Below are 20,002 nucleotides of genomic sequence, written 5' to 3' on the forward strand. Positions count from 1 at the left end.
GTTATCTTTTTTATCATTCCAAACAAAAGTTAATTATAACACGATTTTCCCTTTATTTGTCCAACTGCCCAAAATTCACTATAATTAAATAAAGACTTTATCTATCGGACTATATTACCCTACGGATGATCCGTCAAAACACTTAATTCGCAACACTCTATCTAATCGATGTATTTTCCGCTATACTTTAATATGTATATTACATAGCCTATTTAGGTGCATGAAAAGATAGAAATTTATTTGGAGGTGCTAACTATGGCAAAAGAGAGTTCTTTTGACATCGTTTCGAAAGTAGAATTACCTGAAGTAACAAACGCAATTAACATCGCATTAAAGGAAATCCAAAACCGATATGACTTTAAAGGTAGTAAAAGTGATATTAAATTAGAAAAAGAAGTACTTGTTTTAACTTCTGATGACGAGTTCAAATTAGACCAAGTAAAAGACGTTCTAATTGCTAAACTTGTAAAACGTAACGTTCCAATCAAAAACTTGGACTACGGAAAAGTTGAAGCTGCATCTGGTAACACTGTTCGCCAACGTGCAACTCTGCAACAAGGTATCGATAAAGATAACGCGAAAAAAATCAACAACATCATTAAAGAAATGAAATTAAAAGTGAAAACACAAGTTCAAGATGACCAAGTACGCGTAACAGCGAAAAGCCGTGATGACTTACAAGCAGTAATCGCAGCCGTTCGCAGCGTTGACTTACCAATCGACGTACAGTTCATTAACTACCGCTAAAAAGAAACCTCCTCTATTCAGAGGAGGTTTTATACTTATTACGAGCAACAATATATTGCTTTATCAAATGACTTTTCTGGAATATACACTTTATCATTTTCAATTTTGTATTTAATATTATTTCTCTTAAGAACCGCTGTATCAACAGAATGAACACTATCGCCCCACTGAACAAATTCCCCATCGTCACCGTTGGCCCAAAAATACAAACTTACGAATACGATAAGAAGACAGGAACATAGAGCGAACAACTTCTTTCTCCCCAAATATCTCACCTCATCTTAAACTGCAAACGGACTACTAAAAAGAAGAGTTACTCATTTCCGTTTCTTTTTAACCGCAATTAAAAAAGTAATAAATAATACATTCACACCAACTATTAAGGAGATAAATAACCAATTCACACCTGTTTCTTCGCTAACTTTATATACATTGGATTCTTCTCGCTTTAAAACGAGATAAAAATTCCCGTTTTCTTCTCTTATAATTTCGTCTTCTAACAATCCTCTTAGCTCTTGTTTTTCACCAATTGTACTTACAGGCAAGGAAACTTTTTGTGTTTCTTTCGTATTATTAATCGCTACTAGTGTTACTTCGTCTTTATACTTTCGTTTTAATATACTCATTCCATCTTTATCATATAGAAGTTCAAACGTACCACATCTTAAAGATGGTCTCGTTTGTCTAAGTTCACCTAACTTCGTTATGTGCTGCATAAACTTTTCATCCGATTTAAAATCCATTAATCGTCTATTATCTGGAGCCCCCCCTCCATCTAATGCGATTTCAGTTCCGTAATAAAAATTCGGTATCCCCGGGGATGTATATAAGTAAGTGAGCGCTAGTTTTAAACGGGACGGCGGGTAATACATATTTTCTTTTGCAATACGTGCAAATCTTTTTGTATCTTGATTATCTAAAAATGTAACGGATTCCCCGTCTTTTTTACTCACATCATATAAAGCTTTCACCGATACATCAGCTTTGGAAAACGATTCTACTATTTTTTCGTTGTATTCACTATCTTCTTTTGTCATAATATGAAAATCTTTCTTTATCGCTTGCATATCTTTTTGCACGTCATCCCAGAAAGAACGCGACTTTTTTTCACTATGTATTACATAACTTCCATCTAAATCAACTTCTTTGATCCACCATTTCATCGAGTCGATGACTTGTTGTTCGTTTTCTCCAATCGGAAATTGAAATACAACTTTCATTCCTTTTTGGTGAGCCTCATTTACAAGTTCTTTCACATCATTTTCTGTTCCGAAATGTTCATTTACTTTTTGAAAGTTTTGAACACCTAATCCATCATACTTTTCACTTTCAAAAAGCGGCGAAAGCATAATAGTAGTAAAACCCATTTCTTTTATGTAATCCAGTCTTTTTATAATCCCTCGTATATCTCCACCCTGATACCCCTCTAAATTTCCAACGTCTAACTGTTTGTCATTTTTCGGTTCTCCATTATTGAAGCGATCAATCATAATGGAATATATGACTTCATCTCGCCACTCTCTTTTTTCGTCTGCAAAAGTATGTATTGGTACAAACAAAACGACGGCTAAACAAAAACAAATGAATAGTTCCTTAGTCCATATTTTTTTCACACGCATCCCCCAAACTTCTAATTGTAAGAATATTATACCAATTATTAGAACAAATCGCATACGTTGATTTTATCCCTCCAAAATACCTAATGTTAGATTTTCTAACATCAACTAAAAAGTTTTCTGAATTTTTAGTTGATTTTTCTTTTTATTTCGAATATGATATGAAACATAACAAGTCGATGTTATTTTTTCTAACATCATAGGAGGAGAGAGAATGAATACGGGAGATACAGTTTTTATTTTTGTAACGACAGTAATGGTCATGTTGATGACACCAGGATTAGCACTTTTTTACGGGGGCATGGTTCGCAGTAAAAACGTACTCAGTACGACAATGCACAGTTATAGCGCAATGGCTATCGTTTCGATTCAATGGATTGTTATCGGTTATTCTTTATCATTCGGACCAGATTGGCACGGGCTTATTGGCAATCTCGATTGGTTCGGTCTAAATGGAGTTACCTACGCACCAAATCCAGACTACTCATCTACTATTCCTCACAATTTATTTATGATGTTCCAACTTATGTTCGCTATTTTAACTCCCGCTTTAATTTCAGGTGCATTCGCCGAAAGAATGCGATTTTCCGCCTTTCTTATTTTTATCCTTCTTTGGACAACAATCGTTTACAATCCTGTCGCTCATTGGGTGTGGGGCGTTGGTGGGTGGCTAAGAGAACTTGGTGCGTTAGACTTCGCTGGTGGTAATGTCGTTCATATCACATCTGGTGTTGCCGGTCTTGTATTAGCTATTTTCCTAGGAAAACGAAAAAACATAAGCGGTACCTCTCCTCATCATTTACCATTTACAATGCTAGGCGCAGGCTTACTCTGGTTCGGCTGGTTCGGTTTTAACGTCGGTAGTGCATTATCTTTAAATGACGTAGCTTTAACTGCATTTATTAATACAAATATAGCCGCTGCTGCTTCAGCTCTAACTTGGATGCTTTCTGAATGGTTCTTCCAATCAAAACCGACTGCGATGGGAGCTGCTTGCGGGGTTGTTTCTGGTTTAGTCGCAATTACGCCAGCTTGCGGATTTGTTACACCTTTCTCCGCTCTTCTTATCGGAGCAATTGGCGGCATATTATGCTTCAGCGCCGTCTTCTTCTTAAAAACAAAATTCGGATACGACGATACACTCGATGCATTTGGATGCCACGGCATCGGAGGAACTTGGGGCGGTATTGCAACCGGACTTTTCGCAACAACTTCTATAAATAGCGATGGCGCTAACGGATTATTTTACGGAAACGCAGCTCTCCTTTTCAAACAACTTGTAGCAATCGGAGCAACATATGCATTCACGATCATAATGACGTACGCCATTATTAAGGCTATTAACTTCTTCCTTCCTGTTCGCGTCGATGAGCACGAAGAACAAATGGGGCTTGATATTTCGATGCACGGGGAGAAAGCTTACGAGTATACTGAGCGGGTAAATTAAAAAAGTGATGCAATCTATTCATAGTAGATTGCATCTCTTTTTATCGTACTTGTTGATAGTATACCCCAGTCAGTATCAATGTAAATATATCAGCGATTCTTCGGGTATATCGACGTTTCGACACATTGTATCGATTTACTAACAAATTCCGACATAATTTAAACGTACAATACCCCGTGTAAAGCTTATTTTACACATAAAAAGACGACCGAAACCCGGTCGTCTTTTCCTATTTATTTCGGAGTATTCCCTACATATTGCGTAATATCAACATTTAAAGCTTGCGCTAAGCGCATTCCATACTCTTGATCTGCACGGAAGAAATTACAAACAGCTAATAATTTCGTGCGCTCATTTACGTCCTTTAAGTCATTTGTTAAGTTCGCAATTAAGTTGTCTTGTTCTTCTTTAGAGAATGAACGGTAACGCTCACCTGCTTGTTTGAAATCATTTGGTTTCTCAATTTTTTCACGAGATACATAGCCTTCTACTTTCATAGTTGAATCGCGGTAAGCTTTGTCTTCAACTGGATTTTCAGTATGACGGCTCGGTTCGTAGTTGATTGTAGATGGGTTTTGATTCACTTGCATCGCACCATCACGTTGTTGGTTATGAACAGCTGCATATGGGCAGTTTACAGGAATTTGTAAGTAGTTTGCACCAAGGCGATAACGCTGTGTATCTGGGTAAGAGAATAAACGACCTTGTAATAATTTATCTTCAGATGGTTCAATACCATTTACAGTTGCACTTGGAGAGAATGCCACTTGCTCTACTTCTGCGAAGAAGTTTTTCGGATTTCGATTTAACGTCATCGTCCCTACTTCAATTAATGGGAAGCGATCTTCTGGCCATACTTTCGTTGGGTCTAATGGATCGAAATCTAAAGAATCCGTTTCTTCTAGTTGCATCACTTGTACGTGTAAATCCCATTTTGGGTGGTTTCCTTTTTCGATCGCATCGAACAAGTCACGAGTTGCATGGTTGAAGTCTTTCCCTTGTACTTCTTGCACTTCTTTTGCACTTAAGTTACGTACACCTTGCTGTGGTTTCCAGTGATATTTAATGTAAACGATTTTACCTTCTGCATTAATCCATTTAAATGAATGGACGCCGAAACCTTCCATTTCACGGTAGTTTGCTGGTGTACCATAATCAGAAAACACCCATGTCATCATATGTGTTGATTCTGGAGTTAACGTCATGAAATCCCAGTAACGATCTGGAGTTTGAATATTTGTATCAGGTGCTGGTTTTAAAGAATGCACCATGTCTGGGAATTTAATTGCATCACGAATGAAGAAAACCGGCAAATGATTACCTACGATATCGTAGTTTCCTTCTTCTGTATAAAATTTAACAGCGAACCCTCGTGGATCACGCGCTGTTTCCGGAGAACCTTGACCATGAATAACCGTTGAGAAACGAACGAATACAGGTGTTTCAGTTCCTTCATTTTGTAAAAACGCTGCTTTCGTATATTGCTTCATGCTGTTTTTCGTTACGAATACACCATGAGCACCTGCACCACGTGCATGCACAACGCGCTCTGGAATACGTTCACGATCAAAGTGAGCCAGTTTTTCTACTAAATGATAGTCTTCTAACAATACCGGTCCACGGCGACCAGCTGTACGAGAATTTTGGTTATCTCCAACCGGAGCACCTTGGTTTGTTGTTAAGCGATTATTTGGATTCGTCATGGGGGATCATCCTCTTTCTTTCATAGTAATTATTATTTATTTAAAATTATTATAAATTAATTATTATTCAAAACTAAATCCTTGTCAACTATTTCCTTCATTTTTTTGGAAACAATTTCAGCTAAGCAATCAATAAATACAGATTGTGAATTAGGCATATTTGGTCTAAAATATGCGGCATTTAATTCATCAGTTACAACTTTACATTCATAATCGTTGTCATATAAAACTTCTAAATGCTCTGCCACAAAGCCAACTGGACAATATACGAAAGACTCATAACCATGTTCTTCATATAAATCTCTCGTTAAATCTTGCACATCTGGCCCAATCCATGGATCTGGTGTATTTCCAGCGCTTTGCCAACCCGTTTTATAATGCTTTATACCGGCTTCTGCCGCAATTAAATCCGCTGTCTGCTGTAATTGCTCTACGTAAGGATCACCTGCTGCAATAATTTTTTCTGGCAAACTATGCGCCGAAAAAATTACGACTGCTTTCTCTTTATCTGCAATAGTAGTAAACGTTTCTTGTATTTGATTTGCCCAATACGAAATAAACTTCGGTTCATCGTACCATTGCTCAATCGGTTCAATAACAGGCCCACCTATTTCTTTTGATAGGCGAATTACACGGTCATTATACGCTTGAATGCTAAATGTAGAATAGTGCGGTGCTAATACGATACTAATCGCCTGCTCAATTCCATCTTTCTTCATCTCTTCTACTGCATCTTCAATAAACGGAGTAATATGTTTTAAACCTAAGTAACAAACAAATTCATACTCTGTATACATTTTATTCAATGAATCTGTTAATTTATGCGCTTGCTCTTTCGTAATTTTTGCAAGCGGCGAAATTCCACCAATCGCTTTATAGCGCCCTACTAAATCTTGAAGCGCTTCTTCAGACGGCTTACGCCCATGACGGATATGAGTATAATACGCCTCTACATCATCTAATGACTCCGGTGTTCCATACGCCATTACAAGCAAACCTATTTTCTTCTTCGTCATCTATATAACACCTCAATTTTGTCCCACGTTAACGGGCAGTAAGACTCCCACTTCAAAATTCGGCGAGTGCAAAAAATTTAGCCGGAAGATCAACTGCCCGTAAACGCCCGATTGGTGAGGGCTGATAATCAGTGGGGGATGCCCCCACTGATTAAAGTTTCACCTTATAAATGAGAATCTTTTTCAAGAACATTTGTTTCCAATTATAACAAGTAATAATAAGTACGTCAAAATAATTATTCTAAATAAGTATTATTTCTAATATGATTTTGAATTTTATATGACAATTCATTTAATATTATTTGTCATATTTTTGTATCCTTCTTAATTACTGTGGAACTTCACAACACCTTAAAAAAATCTCAATATTCTGGTTATAATTCCTCAAAATTTGTACTTTACTATTTATCTTAGAAAAGAAAACAGAATTCCGTCGAATTCTAATTAAAGAAGCATATAAGGAGGATTTAAAATGACACAACCTTTTATAAAAAAAGCAGTATTGATTTCTACACTTTCCATGAGTACGATCCTATCCACGACACTTCCATTTAACGTTTTAGCTGCACCCACCCCAGCAATACAAATGCAACAAGAAAAACTCACTGACGAGGTTATGAAACTTTCGTTCGAGGAAAATCTAAATGATAGTTCCGCGTCCAATCACATCATTTCGTATAAAAATGGTAATCCTTTATTTACAGATGGACGCATAAATAAGGCTCTCAAGTTTAAAGCAATATCACAAAAAACCGCTTCTTATATCGACTTAGGAGACACTTCGCAATTAAAATTTGGAGAAAGTACAGATTTCACAGTAGCCTTTTGGGTAAAATCTTCCGGGGTAAATGCTGATCCGGCTATCATTTCAAATAAAGATTGGAATAGTGGCGGAAACTTAGGGTGGTTTATTGGGTTAAAGGACAAGGCCCTCCTTTGGAATTTCAAAACTTCTGGTAGCTCTCGCATAGATGCCTCTATTCCAAATATCGCTGATAACGTTTGGCATCACATTACGATTTCTCATGACCGCGATGGATATGCAACTATTTATAAAGACGGAAAGCTAGAACAACAAATTGATATTAGTAAAACGAAAGGTACAATCGATACAAATTACACAACAAAAATTGGAGTTGATGGCAAAGGAACTTTATTTGGAAACAACTTTGACGCAACACTAGATGAAGTATCTATTCTAAGAAAAGCAGTAACAGCTGCAGATGTTCAAAAGATGTATCAATCCGCTCCACCAATTGCTGTTACTGACATCTCCATTGATCAACCAACCCTTCATTTAAATATTGATGGTTACACCTATTTACAATCCAATATCCAGCCTTCCGATGCAACAAATAAAAAAGTTACTTGGACAAGTAGTGATAAAAGCATCGCAGACATTGAAGCGACAGATGAAAGAGTCAAAGTAATTGGAAAAGGCATTGGGAAAACGACAATTCAAGCCATTTCTGAAGATGGAAAAAAAGCCGCTACTGCAGAACTAACTGTTGGAAATTCTTTAGATATAACGCGTGATGGTTTACTTAAACAAGACGATTTAAACTTTATAAAACAATACACCGGATCAGATATAAATAGTCCAAACTGGGATGAAATTAAGCATGCGGATTTAAATGAAGATGGAAAAATTGACGAACAGGACATGCTTCCTCTTCAAGAGCGGTTAAAACAATCTACAAACTACCCATACAAACATGTCTTTATTATCGGGTTAGATGGAGCCGGTATCGCTGTTAAAGATGCTACTGCTCCTAATATTAAAAATTTTATCGCTAACGGTGCCAGCACTTATAATGCGCAAGCTCTTTCACCAACGATTAGCGCTCAAAACTGGGGTGGCATCATACATGGTGTAACACCTGATAAAACCAAACTTGATAATACAGTCGCAGGGTCAGTAGCATTCCCTGAAAACTCACCTTATCCATCCTTTATGAAAGTACTAAAACAAGAACGACCATACGCAAAAATAGCCTCATTCGCTGGATGGAGTCCTATTAATAAAGGTATTATCGAACAATCTGTAGGCGCTCACTTAGAGTCTGTCCCGGATGACCAATTAGCACCAAAAATCTCAAATTACATTAAAACCGAAGGAAAAGATACTGCGATCACATTCATTCATTTTGACGATATTGATGGTGCTGGGCATTCTAAAGGCTACGGTAGCCCCGCATATATGCAACAAATTGAAAAAACAGATAAAAATGTAGGGGTTGTATTAGATGCAATTCGTGACGCTGGTTTATTAGAAGATAGCCTCATTATTATGACAACGGACCACGGAGGAAAAGGATATGAACATGGCGGAGAATCTCCTGAAGAAAAGACAATTTTTTGGGCGGCAAACGGCCCTGGAATTCTAGCAAAATCCTCTATTACAACTTCTATGACGAATATGGATACAGCGGCAGTTGTAGCACAAGCACTGCGCTCGAATAAACCTATGACTTGGGACGCAAAAACACCTGAGAAATTACTTGAAACGTTCCCTACTAACCTTACACTTAATCAATCCGAACACTCTTTAAAAGAAAGAGAAACCTTTGAACTTGTTGCGAAGATTACCCCAAACGTTACAAATAAAAAGTTAATTTGGAAAAGCGATAATCCAAATGTAGCAACAATACAAGCAACGGATGAAAAAGCAAGTATCCATGCTGTACAAACTGGTACTACAACTATCACTGCAGCAACTGCTACTGGCGAATATGTAGCAACATGTAAAGTAACTGTCGAACCAAATCACGTGCCCGTTACAGGTATCAAAGTAGACGAGCGATCTTTTGAGCTAAATCAAGGAGATGAAAAACTTGTATCTGCCTCCGTTCTTCCTGAAAATGCAACAAATCAAAAGATAGTTTGGAAAAGTAGTGACACAAACATCATTGCCCTGGAAACCCAAAATGATACAACTCATGTGAAAGCTTTAAAACCCGGACGTGTTGTCTTAACCGCAACAACAGATGATGGAAAATACAATAGATATGTTTATATTCAAGTGAAATAGAAAAAAAGGCGGCTTACACAACATGCAAGCCGCCTCTTACTATTCCTTAATATTTACCCCATATTCTTTAAACCAAACATGAATTTGTGCCAAATGAGCTAAAAGCTGAGGCCCAGTCATTAATTGACCGAACCAAGGTTTTTGAAATGCACTGCCACCAGATTCAATCAATCCACTCAGCTGCTCTTTATCGAATAGTTCGTGTAAAATTGATCCTTTATCCGTTAATAAATCTTGTAGCCATACCGTTACTGCTTTCGTATAGTATGGATTATGCGTTTTAGGATACGGACTTTTCTTTCTATACAATATATCATTTGGAAGTAATCCTTCTAACGCCTTACGCAATAGACCTTTTTCGCGGTTTTTATACATTTTCATTTCCCAAGGAATATTCCACGCATATTCGACAAGTCGGTGGTCCGCAAATGGAACGCGTACTTCTAAGCTTGCCCCCATACTCATACGGTCTTTTCTGTCTAATAATGTTGTCATAAACCAAACCATGTTCAAATAAAATAATTGTCGCCTCTTCGCTTCTAATGGGCTTTCTCCCTCTAAAATCGGAACTTCTTGAATGGATTCTTCATAGCGCCTTTGCACATATTGTTGTAAATTTAATTTATTTCTCCATTCTTTCTTTAGAAGTTGTTCACGCGCTTCTGTAGAACGCATCCACGGAAATGCACTTGATTGTAAATCATCTTCTCTATAAAACCACGGATAACCACCGAATATTTCATCTGCACATTCTCCAGATAAACCGACGACAAAATCTTGTTTTATTTCACGGCAAAACCATAATAATGAAGAATCAATATCTGCCATACCAGGCAAATCACGAACGAGCACTGCTTCTGTTAAATACTGTGCTAGTTGTTCATTTGAAATGACACAACGGTGGTGGATTGTTTGAAATGTCTCAGTCATTAGGTTAATAAATGGAGCATCTGAATTGGGCTGAAATGCATTCGCTTTAAAGTATTTTTCGTTATCTTCGTAGTCAATAGAATACGTGTGCAATTGACCTTTCCCTGATCTTTCATATTCTCTTGCGGCAATTGCTGTTATTGCACTTGAATCTACACCGCCCGATAAAAATGTGCATAACGGTACGTCAGAAACTAATTGTCTTGTAATCGCATCTTGTAATAAAAAACGTGTTTTCTCTACTGTTTCTTCAAATGAATCTCCATGTTTTTTGCTTTCTACATTCCAATATCTCCATATACATAAACCGTTCTTGGAAAATGTCATCGCATGACCTGGACGCAATTCTTTAATACCAGCATAAATACCGTGACCAGGCGTTCTAGATGGTCCAAGACCGAATATTTCTGATAATCCTTCTAACGTTACTTCCGCCTTCACCTCTGGATGCGCCAGTATCACTTTTAACTCTGAACCAAATAATAATCGTCCACTATCATATTTATAAAAAAGCGGTTTTACACCTAATCGATCTCTTGCAATAAACACTTGTTCTTTCTGTTCATCCCATACTGCAAACGCATATATACCGTTTAAATGATCGACACATTCTTCTTTCCATTCGATATAAGAAGCTAATAATACTTCCGTATCAGAATGACCCTTGAATGTGTACCCTCTTCTTAACAACTCCTTCCGAATGTCTTCTGTATTATACAGTTCGCCGTTATAGCAAATAGCATAATTCGTTTCATCTTTTAAACAAGTCATCGGCTGTTTACCACCTTCAGGATCTACAACGATTAACCGTTTATGTCCAAATGCGACATTTCCTTTTATCCAAACTTTATTATCATCTGGACCACGTTTCGCTAGCGTTTCCGCCATTTTCGTCACAACGTCCCTTTCCCCTTCTAATGAGCGCTTATAATCCACCCATCCTGTAATCCCGCACATAAGAATCATCCTTCCTAATCTAATATCTGTTTCTGAACGTGCAGTAATCCCCACCCTATGAGTGCGGATACATAAAAACAACAAACTTGACGATAACTAACTATTCATATATGGAATAGCAGTTTCACAGTGTAAAGCGTGTTTTATTGTATGCCCACCTCTCTTTAGGTGTGTCTAGTTATAAAGAACGTACGAACTGTCCATAACAAGAATAACTATTTCTATAAAAGGAGAAATGAACTATGGTACAACGCAAACATATTTTGTATAACCAGCCGCGCGCTCATACAGTCGGTAATGTAGAATATATAAACAATGAGTGGGTATTCTTTGATGATGAAAATGATGAAGCATTTTTATTAGAAGATATTATCCAAGATGGCTTTGAACTTTTGTATAACAACAATTGGCTACCAGCACGTTTCTATGAACAAGATGTATTACAAATCGCCAACGAACAGCACCATTTGCAAAATGGGGAAATGATACGAATTCGAAAAAAATTACTTCTTAGCTATACGGAATGGCTTGAGGAGTTACCTGACTCTGTCTTTACATTATTAACTGAGGCATTACAATCGCTTCATTACTCTTTATATGATTGCATGTATTGTCATAATTATTTATCTTTCTTACCGAAAGAGGAAGCATGCGAAGGTGTAAATATTCTTTTGTTCGATAACGAAGAGATGATCTGTACACTGCAGCACCATTTCGTTCGTCACTCGTCTTCCAATAAAAATATGTTCCGTTTTACGAAAGTAAACGGAGAAGAATTGCATATCGATGCGACATAAAGTGAAACTTTAATCAGTAGGGGCATCCCCCACTGATTATCAGCCCGCACCAATCGGGTGTTTACGGGATAAAATAAAAACCACCTTATCTCCCAAATATTCGAGAGATAAGGTGGTTTTATTTGTAATTAAAATACTTTCCAACCAATCGGTAATTTCAGTCCAAGATAAAATACTGCTACTAGCGCAACAATAAATAAGCCCCAAACCGCCCCTGTTGGTTTGTTTTTGCTCATTTTTACAAGAACCATTTCCATGCCGCCGATCACTAAAATACCAGCTAGCATTTTCATGCCGTACCACATGTGCATGCTACCTGTTGCCGTCTTCACAATACTCATGTACAACATGAAACCTGTCACAATAATGATGATATACATTAGGCGAAGCCCCATATGTACACCTTTACCTTTTCTTCCTGCTGAATAAAGTGAATACGCAACGAAGAATAAAATTAATCCTAACGCCCATGCTGTAATATGCATATGTACCATCGTATCCCTGCCTCCTCTTTTTCACACTTTTTCACTCTATATGATAACATGTCCATTTATTTTCAGGAAATGTTTCGCTTTTTTACATTTAAATGCTATAATATTTAGAGTATTTACAAACTTCTTGTAATAACAAAAGGGGGAACAATCATGATTCAAACTAAGGATATTATCGAACTTACAGACACATACGGAGCAAATAACTATCACCCACTTCCAATCGTTATTTCTAAAGCAGAAGGCGTTTGGGTAGAAGATCCTGAAGGAAACCGCTATATGGACTTATTAAGTGCATATTCTGCAGTAAACCAAGGTCATCGTCATCCAAAAATCATTAACGCTTTAATTGACCAAGCTAATCGAGTTACGTTAACTTCTCGTGCTTTCCATAGCGATCAATTAGGTCCTTGGTACGAAAAAGTTGCGAAACTAACAAATAAAAATATGGTACTTCCTATGAATACAGGTGCAGAAGCTGTTGAAACTGCAATTAAAACAGCTCGTCGCTGGGCTTACGATGTGAAAAAGGTAGAGGCAAACCGTGCAGAAATCATCGTTTGTGAAGATAACTTCCACGGACGAACAATGGGTGCTGTTTCTATGTCATCAAACGAAGAGTACAAGCGTGGCTTCGGTCCGATGCTTCCTGGCATTATTGTAATTCCTTACGGTGATTTAGAAGCGTTAAAAGCTGCGATTACACCAAATACAGCTGCATTCATTTTAGAGCCAATCCAAGGTGAAGCAGGAATTAACATTCCACCAGCTGGTTTCTTAAAAGAAGCTTTTGAAGTATGTAAAAAAGAAAACGTTTTATTCGTAGCAGATGAAATCCAAACAGGCTTAGGCCGTACTGGTAAAGTATTTGCTTGCGACTGGGACAATGTAACTCCTGACATGTACATACTTGGTAAAGCACTTGGCGGCGGCGTATTCCCAATCTCTTGTGTTGCAGCAAATAGCGACATTTTAGGCGTATTCGAGCCAGGTTCTCACGGTTCTACATTCGGTGGTAACCCACTTGCATGTGCTGTTTCTATCGCAGCTCTTGAAGTATTAGAAGAAGAAAAATTAACAGAGCGTTCTCTTCAATTGGGAGAAAAATTAGTTGGGCAATTAAAAGAAATTGATAACCCAATGATTACTGATATTCGTGGTAAAGGTTTATTCATCGGTATCGAATTAAACGAGCCAGCTCGTCCTTACTGTGAACAACTAAAAGCAGCTGGTCTATTATGTAAAGAAACACACGAAAATGTAATTCGTATTGCACCACCTCTAGTAATCTCTGAAGAAGATTTAGAGTGGGCGTTCCAAAAAATTAAAGCTGTATTATCTTAATAATAGTGGGGTTGTCCTAAAATATAGGACAACCCCTTTCTTTTTTTAGTAATGTATCGTAAAATAAAATTGAATATTCTGTTTTCTTTAAAAGGAGGCAACTGTATGCTGTTGAAATACGGTAAACACATTAACTATTTAGCTACAATTTTTATTTCTATGACATTCATCGGCTTCATATTATTTACAACGTTACTCAGTCATTATTCAACTCCTAATACATTCACACTACTTAAAACATCATTTTGGACTGCTGTTTTCCTTACAATTATCGGTTTTGGCCGTGAGAGAAGCGCACTTGCAGCTATGCTAATTGGAATTTGTACTTTAGCATTAATCGGATTGTATATTTTCGTTATTATAGATTACTCTGTTAATCCGCAACCATAGGAAAGAGCTACCTTTTCACAAGATAGCTCTTTTTTCATTTCACAATATTTCTAAGCGTACCAATTCCCTCTACTTTAATAACAACTTCATCACCAGCGTGCAAAAACTTCGGTGGTGTAAAACCTTTACCAACACCAGCTGGTGTCCCTGTTGCAATGATATCTCCTGGTTCTAATGTCATACCTTTACTTATAATTGAAATAATTTCTTCTACTGAAAAAATCATTTCTCTCGTATTTGAAGTTTGCCTTACTTCTCCATTTACCACCGTTTCAATGTGTAATTCATTCGGCGTTCTAACCATTGATTTATGAGTTAAATACGGTCCCATCGGACAAAATGTATCGAAACTTTTCCCTAGGAAAAATTGTTTATGTTTCCTTTGAATATCCCGAGCAGTTACATCGTTTATAACTGTATATCCAAAAACATGATCAAGAGCTTTTTCTATTTTTATTTGTTTCCCTCGCTTACCAATAACGATTGCTAGTTCCCCTTCATAGTCCAGTTCATTTGTTGCATGAGGGTGACCGTTAATTTGCTCATCAATTCCGATCACTGTTGTTGGCGCTTTTGTAAAGATCATTATATTTTCAGGGATAGACTCTACTCCGCCCATTTCTACCGCATGCTCACGATAGTTCTTTCCAACACAAAGAATATTTTTTCTCGGCCTTGGAATCGGTGCTAATATTTTCACTTCTGCTAACGGATAATACGCCGCTCCCGCATTTTCCTTCGCCCAATTTACAATATCGTACACCTTCTCAAGGCATTCACTTCCTCTTTCAATACACTCTAACATAGTAATCGGGATCGTAACCTTTTCCCCTTTTTGTCTTTGCGCTTCTCTTAAATGTAAGACTCTATCTTCCTCTTCATCCACAATACCTACAAATACCTTTTCTTCTTTCTTCGCCGTTACAAAACGCAATATTTCCACTCTCCATCCTAAAACTCATACCCTTTAATTGTATTCGCATCTTTAAGAAAAAAACCTTCTTATGCACGCTAATTTTTACAATATTCAACCATCCTTATATTTGTTCCACATCCGTCATTTGACATAAAATGTAGAAATTATACTTTTTTTAGCGAAGATGTTTCTTTTTTATGTGATTTTTGTATAATATGTACTAAATATATACATAAAATTTATTGAGAGATGGAGCCGATTTCAATGTTTGAGCAAGCTATCGAAAAAAAACGCGAAAAAATGATCTATTTTGCTGAACGCTACGGAATGACTTCTCAAAAAACAGTGGATTGTAGCCAAGAACTGGACAGGCTCTTAAATGTTATTTGGCATATACACACAGATTGCACACACACTCAAATGTTCGAAACACATACGCAATAACGTATGTGTTTCTTTTATTTCAAAAAAATACACATTTTATTGAAAACGCCCATACAATAGTAGAAAAGAAAATTTTAAAAATGAAAGGTGTTTTGTATGCCAGCTATGGTCGGACATATTCGTATCGTTAATATTGGATCAAGTGGTATTTTTCATATTGGAGATGTATTTGCGATTAGGCCTATTAGTTATTCACGCGCTTTTGCTGGGGCCGGCTCCTTTAATGTTGGGGATAACGTCTCTGTCTACAATTATCAAAGTTCAACGACTGTCAATGATTCAGATGTAATCGATCAAGCAATAATTGGTTCGAACTAAAGGGGGCGATTGCTTTGAATTTTTATGTGAACCAAAGTATCATTATTAACAGCATTAAAATCGATAGCATTACGACCTCTTCCGTTTTTCAAATTGGAACTGCAGGTAGTATTAAGGCTCTTTCTAAATTTTCAAATACTGGCGGATTTACAGAACCTCTTCGCCCTTTAAGTGCGAAAGGACAAATTATTTCCATTAAGCCTTCAACTAGTTCTTCTTAGACCACCATTATCATAAATATATAGCAGTAATATACCCTCCCTATTGAAAAGGAGGTTTCACAAAATGAATCAAGATATATACACCTACCTAAACCAACTTCAGCAAGCTCTTCAAATACAGCAGCAAACTATTCTAAATCTTGAAGAACAAGTTCGCCTACTACAAGAAGAGCTTAATGAGTTAAAAAGTCGTCCCTCCTCTTCTATAGGAAAAGTGGAATATAAATTCGATCAATTAAAAGTAGAAAATTTAAACGGCACTTTAAATATTGGCTTGAATCCATTTTCAACAAAAGGGCAACAAATTGAAAATTTTCAAGTGGACACAGAAACATTAAAAGTAAACCCTGAAACAGAAATAAATCCAGACTTTTATCAAGGTATCCTTCAGGAAATGCATCGCTATTTAGATGAAGAAGCATATAGTCGAATTCTCCATTTTGAACAAGAAGAGAGAACGCCGCTTGATGAGATGTATCGACAAATGATGGTGGATGACATAAAAAAACAGATGGAACATAGACTTCCGTATTATTTATCACAAGTTCAATCATATGAGGGTATTTCCACAGATCCCGATTATTTACGGGACGTCATTATTCAAGCGATGAAACAAGATATTGACAAAGCCTTCCTTTCCTTTATTCAACACATACCAGGCAATTTCCGAAAGGAGTAAGTGTGTATGAATTTAAATGTTGTGAACCGCGAGTTAAAAGTAGGCCAGATTAAAATGAACGGGGTTTCTTCTTCCGCATTATTTTTAATTGGAGATGCAAACCTTCTCATCCTTTCTTCTATTCTTGATACGCCATTCGAATCCGTTACAGAGGGACCATTTGTACCATTAGTAACAGCTGTCCCTACGACTCCAGGTTGAGGAGACTCAAAATTATGTTACATCATGTTTCAGTTGTCCAAAATGTTTCTATTATTTCTTTGGGGATTGCTGCAGTATTTCAAGTTGGTGATGCAAATCAAATGGAATTAAAAAGCAGGGCGCTTTTGGTTCATCGGGAAATTCCTTGTTATTTAAAAGGAGAAGGTCGCTTAGATGCTTTTGAAATTTTCACAGATGAACACATTACTATTCCAAAGCGAACCACAGATGTAAGAATGAATATTGTAAATGAGTGCCCTTTTATTGAAGTAAATGATGTTCACTTGCGGACACTTTTAAATTCTGGTTGCTTTCAAATTGGAAATGTTGATTATGCTTTTAATAACTCTCGTATTATGCAAATCCGCCAATACATTACTGATGAACCTTCCAATAAATAATTCATATAGTAATTAAAAAGCTTAGTAAAGTAGGTGGATGGTATGCCTTCGGTTGTAGGAAATCTTGTCGTTCAAAACAGTAACGGCTCTTTCAACTTAGGAGATTTTTATAACGTGTCTCCGAAAGAAAATACGAAAGCTTATAACGGATCTGGGGCTTCCAATGTCGGATTTGTCGTTAATACTTTTAGCGGCGTTAGTGCAACAAATACATTCGATTCGGACGTTGCAGACCAAGATCAAATCGGAACAGCGTAAAAAAGGAACAGCCTTAGCTCTATATTGTGTAGAGCTAGGGCTGTTTCTTCTATTAAAGATAATTTTAATTCAAGCTTATATTCTTTTAATATAGCATTCTTCCTTCTTTATATGCATTTTGATATGTCTCATCATTTATCTGTGTAACATCAGTATGGAACAGTTCCTCCCTAACAGCATCGAATAACTCCTTACATATGTTAGGAAATTCACTTTCCCATCTTTCTCTTTCATCCAACTCCATCAGTGATCCAACAATAACAAGATAAATATTCGGAAATTGCCTCTCAATCTTAGGAGCGTACTTTAGAAATCCCTTTAAATACATATCAAAATGATGACAATCATACTCCTGAGTGCCTGTATAAAATGGAAACCCACTTCCATCTTCCCACTCTAGGAGAATTCCCCAAAATGCTAACAATGAACCTGATCGATATCTCAATTTACTATCATTAAAGTGTTTATAATAAGGGTATAACAATCTATCGCACCAATCTAGATCGATTATACCACCCATATCTTTTATTTCATTACGTAATAAATCTAATTTCTCTTTAATGGGATCCATTCACATTCCCCTTCAATTGTTTATTTCCACACAGATATATATCTTATGATATTTACTCTCTTTATAAAATGAAAATAAATTTATTATATTTTAAAAGCTCAAACAAGCACAACCCCGCTCTAAATTTAGGACGGGGTTAAATTTATAGCAATAAAGTCATTTAAAAATCTAAGTTTTATTCAAAAAATAGCGTCCTTTTCTAGAATAAAGGAATAGATGTATTTATACAAAAGTTGAATATTTTACAGAATTTCAGAATCCTAATTTTTAACATCTTACATATTTACGTTTGAATCCGAGTCTTCCTCGATCAAGTTCTTTATGAATACTTTCGTAAGCATTTAGAAAACTGCTTTTCTTGTTGTCCCGTTTTAGCTCCACTATGCCTACTTCCTTTGCAGTTTCAACTGCCTTTTCATGTAGCGGCACATATGAAATCCCCACGGTGCTTAGAAAATTATTCATAGCGGATTTCGTACGTTCTGGCGCATCATGAATTGTATTTTTTACAACTTCTAGCATATTGACAATCTTACCTTCGGAAAATTCATGGTCTTTTCGATTCCCTAAAAGCCAGCAGTAGCAACTCCAACCCGCTGACATTCTTAGTTCGTCACCACTTGCAATCCATTTATCAGCCACGTCTTGTGCAAAATTTGATTCTGATAAAGTTACTGCCACCACATAATCGGACAGCATATAAAAGTACGCTCCATCCATCCAACGATCAAAATCCGATTCATTCATAGTTTTTGGGTCTGCGATAATGCCTGCAAAGTACATCGCATCATAGTTACCTGTGGCATAAAGCTCTTCAGCTAAACTTTGATTAATTTTTATTTTCTTTGCGATTGGTTTCATAACACCTGTAGCTACGCCAAAAAGTGGCTCCTTTGCACCATTGGATATGTATATTTTTTTAGTCCGTTCCTTGCCGAGAGTTTCAAGCTCTTGCATTACTGTTTCGAAATCCATAGTATTGCACTTCCTTTCTTAATATTATAATCAATTCACTTATATTCTTTATCAAGTTCTCTACACTTCATAAATTCATCTGTTAAAGCGTTTTGTCCATCGATTTAAGATTTTCAAAATGAGATTTCGTTATATGCGTTTATCCAGCTAATTAATACCGATTATATAAAGTGAAACTTTAATCAGTGGGGATTTTACTGCCCACAAATAGCGGGATACGCTAATCATTAGTTAAGATGCTACTCCTCTCTAATGATTAGTTTTTCTTTATTTAAATGATAATCCCTTATCTTCTAAAGCCGCTCTCAATTTAGGTAAAGATGCCGGTCCCATACCGTGCAATTTCAAAATTTCTTTTTCACTATACTTTGAAAGTTCTTCTACAGTCGTTATCCCGTGGTGCTCTAACGCCCTTCTTGCTGGTGCTGAAAGAAGAGAGAGAAAACCTTCTTTTGGCTTTCTCTCTTTCTCACAGGTTGGGCAAGTTGGACAATCGCTACTTTTATAGTACTCGTGTCCCTGTTCACAAGTTCTTAACGTTGCCATTTT

The 20,002-nt window shown here is 36.8% G+C and carries 23 protein-coding genes; 13 read left to right on the forward strand and 10 right to left on the reverse strand.

Annotated elements, in window-relative coordinates; translation table 11 throughout:
* Positions 1–255: 255 nt before the first annotated feature.
* Positions 256–747 (forward strand): YajQ family cyclic di-GMP-binding protein, encoded by a 492-nt coding sequence (locus tag JDS80_RS09550; protein ID WP_001051113.1) that lies wholly within the window; start codon positions 256–258, stop codon positions 745–747.
* Between the two features lie 38 nt (positions 748–785).
* On the opposite strand, the gene JDS80_RS09555 is transcribed toward JDS80_RS09550, so the two are convergent.
* Together JDS80_RS09555 and JDS80_RS09560 are read right to left on the reverse strand one after the other, a co-directional pair.
* The gene (locus JDS80_RS09555) at positions 786–1,013 is read right to left on the reverse strand and encodes a hypothetical protein (protein WP_071770316.1); all 228 of its coding nucleotides are present in this window, start codon (positions 1,011–1,013) and stop codon (positions 786–788) included.
* Between the two features lie 51 nt (positions 1,014–1,064).
* Positions 1,065–2,420: an alpha-amylase family glycosyl hydrolase gene (locus JDS80_RS09560; protein ID WP_199638191.1), complete on the reverse strand. Its 1,356-nt coding sequence runs from the start codon at positions 2,418–2,420 to the stop codon at positions 1,065–1,067.
* 157 nt (positions 2,421–2,577) lie between these two features.
* Between JDS80_RS09560 and JDS80_RS09565 the strand changes: the two genes are divergently transcribed.
* Positions 2,578–3,810: an ammonium transporter gene (locus JDS80_RS09565; protein ID WP_199638193.1), complete on the forward strand. Its 1,233-nt coding sequence runs from the start codon at positions 2,578–2,580 to the stop codon at positions 3,808–3,810.
* Between the two features lie 233 nt (positions 3,811–4,043).
* On the opposite strand, the gene katB is transcribed toward JDS80_RS09565, so the two are convergent.
* Both katB and hemH read right to left on the reverse strand, forming a co-directional pair.
* Positions 4,044–5,513, reverse strand: coding sequence for a catalase KatB (gene katB / locus JDS80_RS09570; RefSeq protein ID WP_098888763.1), 1,470 nt, complete (start codon positions 5,511–5,513; stop codon positions 4,044–4,046).
* A 56-nt stretch (positions 5,514–5,569) separates the two neighbouring features.
* The gene (hemH, locus tag JDS80_RS09575) at positions 5,570–6,529 is read right to left on the reverse strand and encodes a ferrochelatase (protein ID WP_199638195.1); all 960 of its coding nucleotides are present in this window, start codon (positions 6,527–6,529) and stop codon (positions 5,570–5,572) included.
* A gap of 472 nt (positions 6,530–7,001) precedes the next feature.
* On the opposite strand from hemH, the gene JDS80_RS09580 reads away from it, so the two are divergent.
* Entirely contained in the window at positions 7,002–9,560 is a 2,559-nt protein-coding gene (locus JDS80_RS09580; RefSeq protein WP_199638197.1) for an Ig-like domain-containing protein, read from the forward strand.
* 39 nt (positions 9,561–9,599) lie between these two features.
* On the opposite strand, the gene asnB is transcribed toward JDS80_RS09580, so the two are convergent.
* Entirely contained in the window at positions 9,600–11,447 is a 1,848-nt protein-coding gene (gene asnB, locus JDS80_RS09585) for an asparagine synthase (glutamine-hydrolyzing) (protein ID WP_199638199.1), read from the reverse strand.
* 242 nt (positions 11,448–11,689) lie between these two features.
* On the opposite strand from asnB, the gene JDS80_RS09590 reads away from it, so the two are divergent.
* Entirely contained in the window at positions 11,690–12,244 is a 555-nt protein-coding gene (locus tag JDS80_RS09590; protein ID WP_199638201.1) for a DUF2777 domain-containing protein, read from the forward strand.
* A gap of 128 nt (positions 12,245–12,372) precedes the next feature.
* Here the strand turns inward: JDS80_RS09590 and JDS80_RS09595 are convergent, their stop codons facing one another.
* Positions 12,373–12,738, reverse strand: a complete 366-nt coding sequence (locus JDS80_RS09595) for a YisL family protein (protein WP_000233498.1) — start codon at positions 12,736–12,738, stop codon at positions 12,373–12,375.
* Between the two features lie 150 nt (positions 12,739–12,888).
* Between JDS80_RS09595 and rocD the strand changes: the two genes are divergently transcribed.
* On the forward strand, positions 12,889–14,079 hold the full coding sequence (rocD, locus tag JDS80_RS09600; RefSeq protein ID WP_000616664.1) for an ornithine aminotransferase: 1,191 nt from the start codon (positions 12,889–12,891) through the stop codon (positions 14,077–14,079).
* 105 nt (positions 14,080–14,184) lie between these two features.
* Entirely contained in the window at positions 14,185–14,469 is a 285-nt protein-coding gene (locus tag JDS80_RS09605; RefSeq protein WP_199638203.1) for a hypothetical protein, read from the forward strand.
* A gap of 34 nt (positions 14,470–14,503) precedes the next feature.
* On the opposite strand, the gene JDS80_RS09610 is transcribed toward JDS80_RS09605, so the two are convergent.
* Positions 14,504–15,403 carry a fumarylacetoacetate hydrolase family protein gene (locus tag JDS80_RS09610; protein WP_199638205.1) on the reverse strand — a complete coding sequence of 300 codons (900 nt, stop codon included), beginning with the start codon at positions 15,401–15,403 and terminating at the stop codon, positions 14,504–14,506.
* 246 nt (positions 15,404–15,649) lie between these two features.
* On the opposite strand from JDS80_RS09610, the gene JDS80_RS09615 reads away from it, so the two are divergent.
* The 7 genes from JDS80_RS09615 to gerPF all read left to right on the forward strand — a co-directional run bounded on the left by JDS80_RS09615 (position 15,650) and on the right by gerPF (position 17,907).
* Positions 15,650–15,829 (forward strand): aspartyl-phosphate phosphatase Spo0E family protein, encoded by a 180-nt coding sequence (locus JDS80_RS09615; protein ID WP_071744611.1) that lies wholly within the window; start codon positions 15,650–15,652, stop codon positions 15,827–15,829.
* A 96-nt stretch (positions 15,830–15,925) separates the two neighbouring features.
* Positions 15,926–16,147 carry a spore germination protein GerPA gene (gene gerPA / locus JDS80_RS09620; protein ID WP_001111190.1) on the forward strand — a complete coding sequence of 74 codons (222 nt, stop codon included), beginning with the start codon at positions 15,926–15,928 and terminating at the stop codon, positions 16,145–16,147.
* Between the two features lie 14 nt (positions 16,148–16,161).
* Positions 16,162–16,368 carry a spore germination protein GerPB gene (gene gerPB, locus JDS80_RS09625; RefSeq protein WP_002116962.1) on the forward strand — a complete coding sequence of 69 codons (207 nt, stop codon included), beginning with the start codon at positions 16,162–16,164 and terminating at the stop codon, positions 16,366–16,368.
* Positions 16,369–16,432: 64 nt separating this feature from the next.
* Positions 16,433–17,047: a spore germination protein GerPC gene (gene gerPC / locus JDS80_RS09630; RefSeq protein ID WP_199638207.1), complete on the forward strand. Its 615-nt coding sequence runs from the start codon at positions 16,433–16,435 to the stop codon at positions 17,045–17,047.
* A 6-nt stretch (positions 17,048–17,053) separates the two neighbouring features.
* Positions 17,054–17,248: a spore germination protein GerPD gene (gene gerPD / locus JDS80_RS09635; RefSeq protein WP_016104152.1), complete on the forward strand. Its 195-nt coding sequence runs from the start codon at positions 17,054–17,056 to the stop codon at positions 17,246–17,248.
* A 14-nt stretch (positions 17,249–17,262) separates the two neighbouring features.
* Complete coding sequence (locus JDS80_RS09640; protein WP_044437740.1) at positions 17,263–17,649, forward strand: spore germination protein GerPE; 387 nt, start codon at positions 17,263–17,265, stop codon at positions 17,647–17,649.
* Positions 17,650–17,691: 42 nt separating this feature from the next.
* On the forward strand, positions 17,692–17,907 hold the full coding sequence (gene gerPF / locus JDS80_RS09645) for a spore germination protein GerPF (protein ID WP_001141570.1): 216 nt from the start codon (positions 17,692–17,694) through the stop codon (positions 17,905–17,907).
* Positions 17,908–17,992: 85 nt separating this feature from the next.
* Here gerPF and JDS80_RS09650 read toward each other — a convergent pair whose 3' ends face one another.
* The 3 genes from JDS80_RS09650 to JDS80_RS09660 all read right to left on the reverse strand — a co-directional run bounded on the left by JDS80_RS09650 (position 17,993) and on the right by JDS80_RS09660 (position 19,999).
* Positions 17,993–18,478, reverse strand: a complete 486-nt coding sequence (locus JDS80_RS09650; RefSeq protein WP_199638209.1) for a hypothetical protein — start codon at positions 18,476–18,478, stop codon at positions 17,993–17,995.
* A gap of 267 nt (positions 18,479–18,745) precedes the next feature.
* Positions 18,746–19,453, reverse strand: coding sequence for a DNA alkylation repair protein (locus JDS80_RS09655; protein WP_199638211.1), 708 nt, complete (start codon positions 19,451–19,453; stop codon positions 18,746–18,748).
* 267 nt (positions 19,454–19,720) lie between these two features.
* Positions 19,721–19,999 (reverse strand): RNA polymerase alpha subunit C-terminal domain-containing protein, encoded by a 279-nt coding sequence (locus tag JDS80_RS09660; protein WP_199638213.1) that lies wholly within the window; start codon positions 19,997–19,999, stop codon positions 19,721–19,723.
* Positions 20,000–20,002: the final 3 nt, after the last annotated feature.

Origin of the sequence: Bacillus cereus group sp. N8, from assembly GCF_016483685.1 — a bacterium.
In the GTDB taxonomy this organism is placed as follows: domain Bacteria; phylum Bacillota; class Bacilli; order Bacillales; family Bacillaceae_G; genus Bacillus_A; species Bacillus_A proteolyticus.

What these genes read in the sequence shown, in the direction of transcription:
- gerPC (WP_199638207.1), top strand. Translation starts at nt 16,433, where the DNA reads ATGAATCAAGATATATACACCTACCTAAACCAACTTCAGCAAGCTCTT.
- JDS80_RS09550 (WP_001051113.1), top strand. Translation starts at nt 256, where the DNA reads ATGGCAAAAGAGAGTTCTTTTGACATCGTTTCGAAAGTAGAATTACCT.
- JDS80_RS09565 (WP_199638193.1), top strand. Translation starts at nt 2,578, where the DNA reads ATGAATACGGGAGATACAGTTTTTATTTTTGTAACGACAGTAATGGTC.
- JDS80_RS09660 (WP_199638213.1), bottom strand. Translation starts at nt 19,999, where the DNA reads ATGGCAACGTTAAGAACTTGTGAACAGGGACACGAGTACTATAAAAGT.
- JDS80_RS09595 (WP_000233498.1), bottom strand. Translation starts at nt 12,738, where the DNA reads ATGGTACATATGCATATTACAGCATGGGCGTTAGGATTAATTTTATTC.
- gerPD (WP_016104152.1), top strand. Translation starts at nt 17,054, where the DNA reads ATGAATTTAAATGTTGTGAACCGCGAGTTAAAAGTAGGCCAGATTAAA.
- gerPA (WP_001111190.1), top strand. Translation starts at nt 15,926, where the DNA reads ATGCCAGCTATGGTCGGACATATTCGTATCGTTAATATTGGATCAAGT.
- JDS80_RS09650 (WP_199638209.1), bottom strand. Translation starts at nt 18,478, where the DNA reads ATGGATCCCATTAAAGAGAAATTAGATTTATTACGTAATGAAATAAAA.
- JDS80_RS09615 (WP_071744611.1), top strand. Translation starts at nt 15,650, where the DNA reads ATGTTTGAGCAAGCTATCGAAAAAAAACGCGAAAAAATGATCTATTTT.
- gerPF (WP_001141570.1), top strand. Translation starts at nt 17,692, where the DNA reads ATGCCTTCGGTTGTAGGAAATCTTGTCGTTCAAAACAGTAACGGCTCT.
- JDS80_RS09640 (WP_044437740.1), top strand. Translation starts at nt 17,263, where the DNA reads ATGTTACATCATGTTTCAGTTGTCCAAAATGTTTCTATTATTTCTTTG.
- JDS80_RS09560 (WP_199638191.1), bottom strand. Translation starts at nt 2,420, where the DNA reads ATGCGATTTGTTCTAATAATTGGTATAATATTCTTACAATTAGAAGTT.
- katB (WP_098888763.1), bottom strand. Translation starts at nt 5,513, where the DNA reads ATGACGAATCCAAATAATCGCTTAACAACAAACCAAGGTGCTCCGGTT.
- JDS80_RS09580 (WP_199638197.1), top strand. Translation starts at nt 7,002, where the DNA reads ATGACACAACCTTTTATAAAAAAAGCAGTATTGATTTCTACACTTTCC.
- JDS80_RS09590 (WP_199638201.1), top strand. Translation starts at nt 11,690, where the DNA reads ATGGTACAACGCAAACATATTTTGTATAACCAGCCGCGCGCTCATACA.
- asnB (WP_199638199.1), bottom strand. Translation starts at nt 11,447, where the DNA reads ATGTGCGGGATTACAGGATGGGTGGATTATAAGCGCTCATTAGAAGGG.
- JDS80_RS09655 (WP_199638211.1), bottom strand. Translation starts at nt 19,453, where the DNA reads ATGGATTTCGAAACAGTAATGCAAGAGCTTGAAACTCTCGGCAAGGAA.
- rocD (WP_000616664.1), top strand. Translation starts at nt 12,889, where the DNA reads ATGATTCAAACTAAGGATATTATCGAACTTACAGACACATACGGAGCA.
- JDS80_RS09605 (WP_199638203.1), top strand. Translation starts at nt 14,185, where the DNA reads ATGCTGTTGAAATACGGTAAACACATTAACTATTTAGCTACAATTTTT.
- hemH (WP_199638195.1), bottom strand. Translation starts at nt 6,529, where the DNA reads ATGACGAAGAAGAAAATAGGTTTGCTTGTAATGGCGTATGGAACACCG.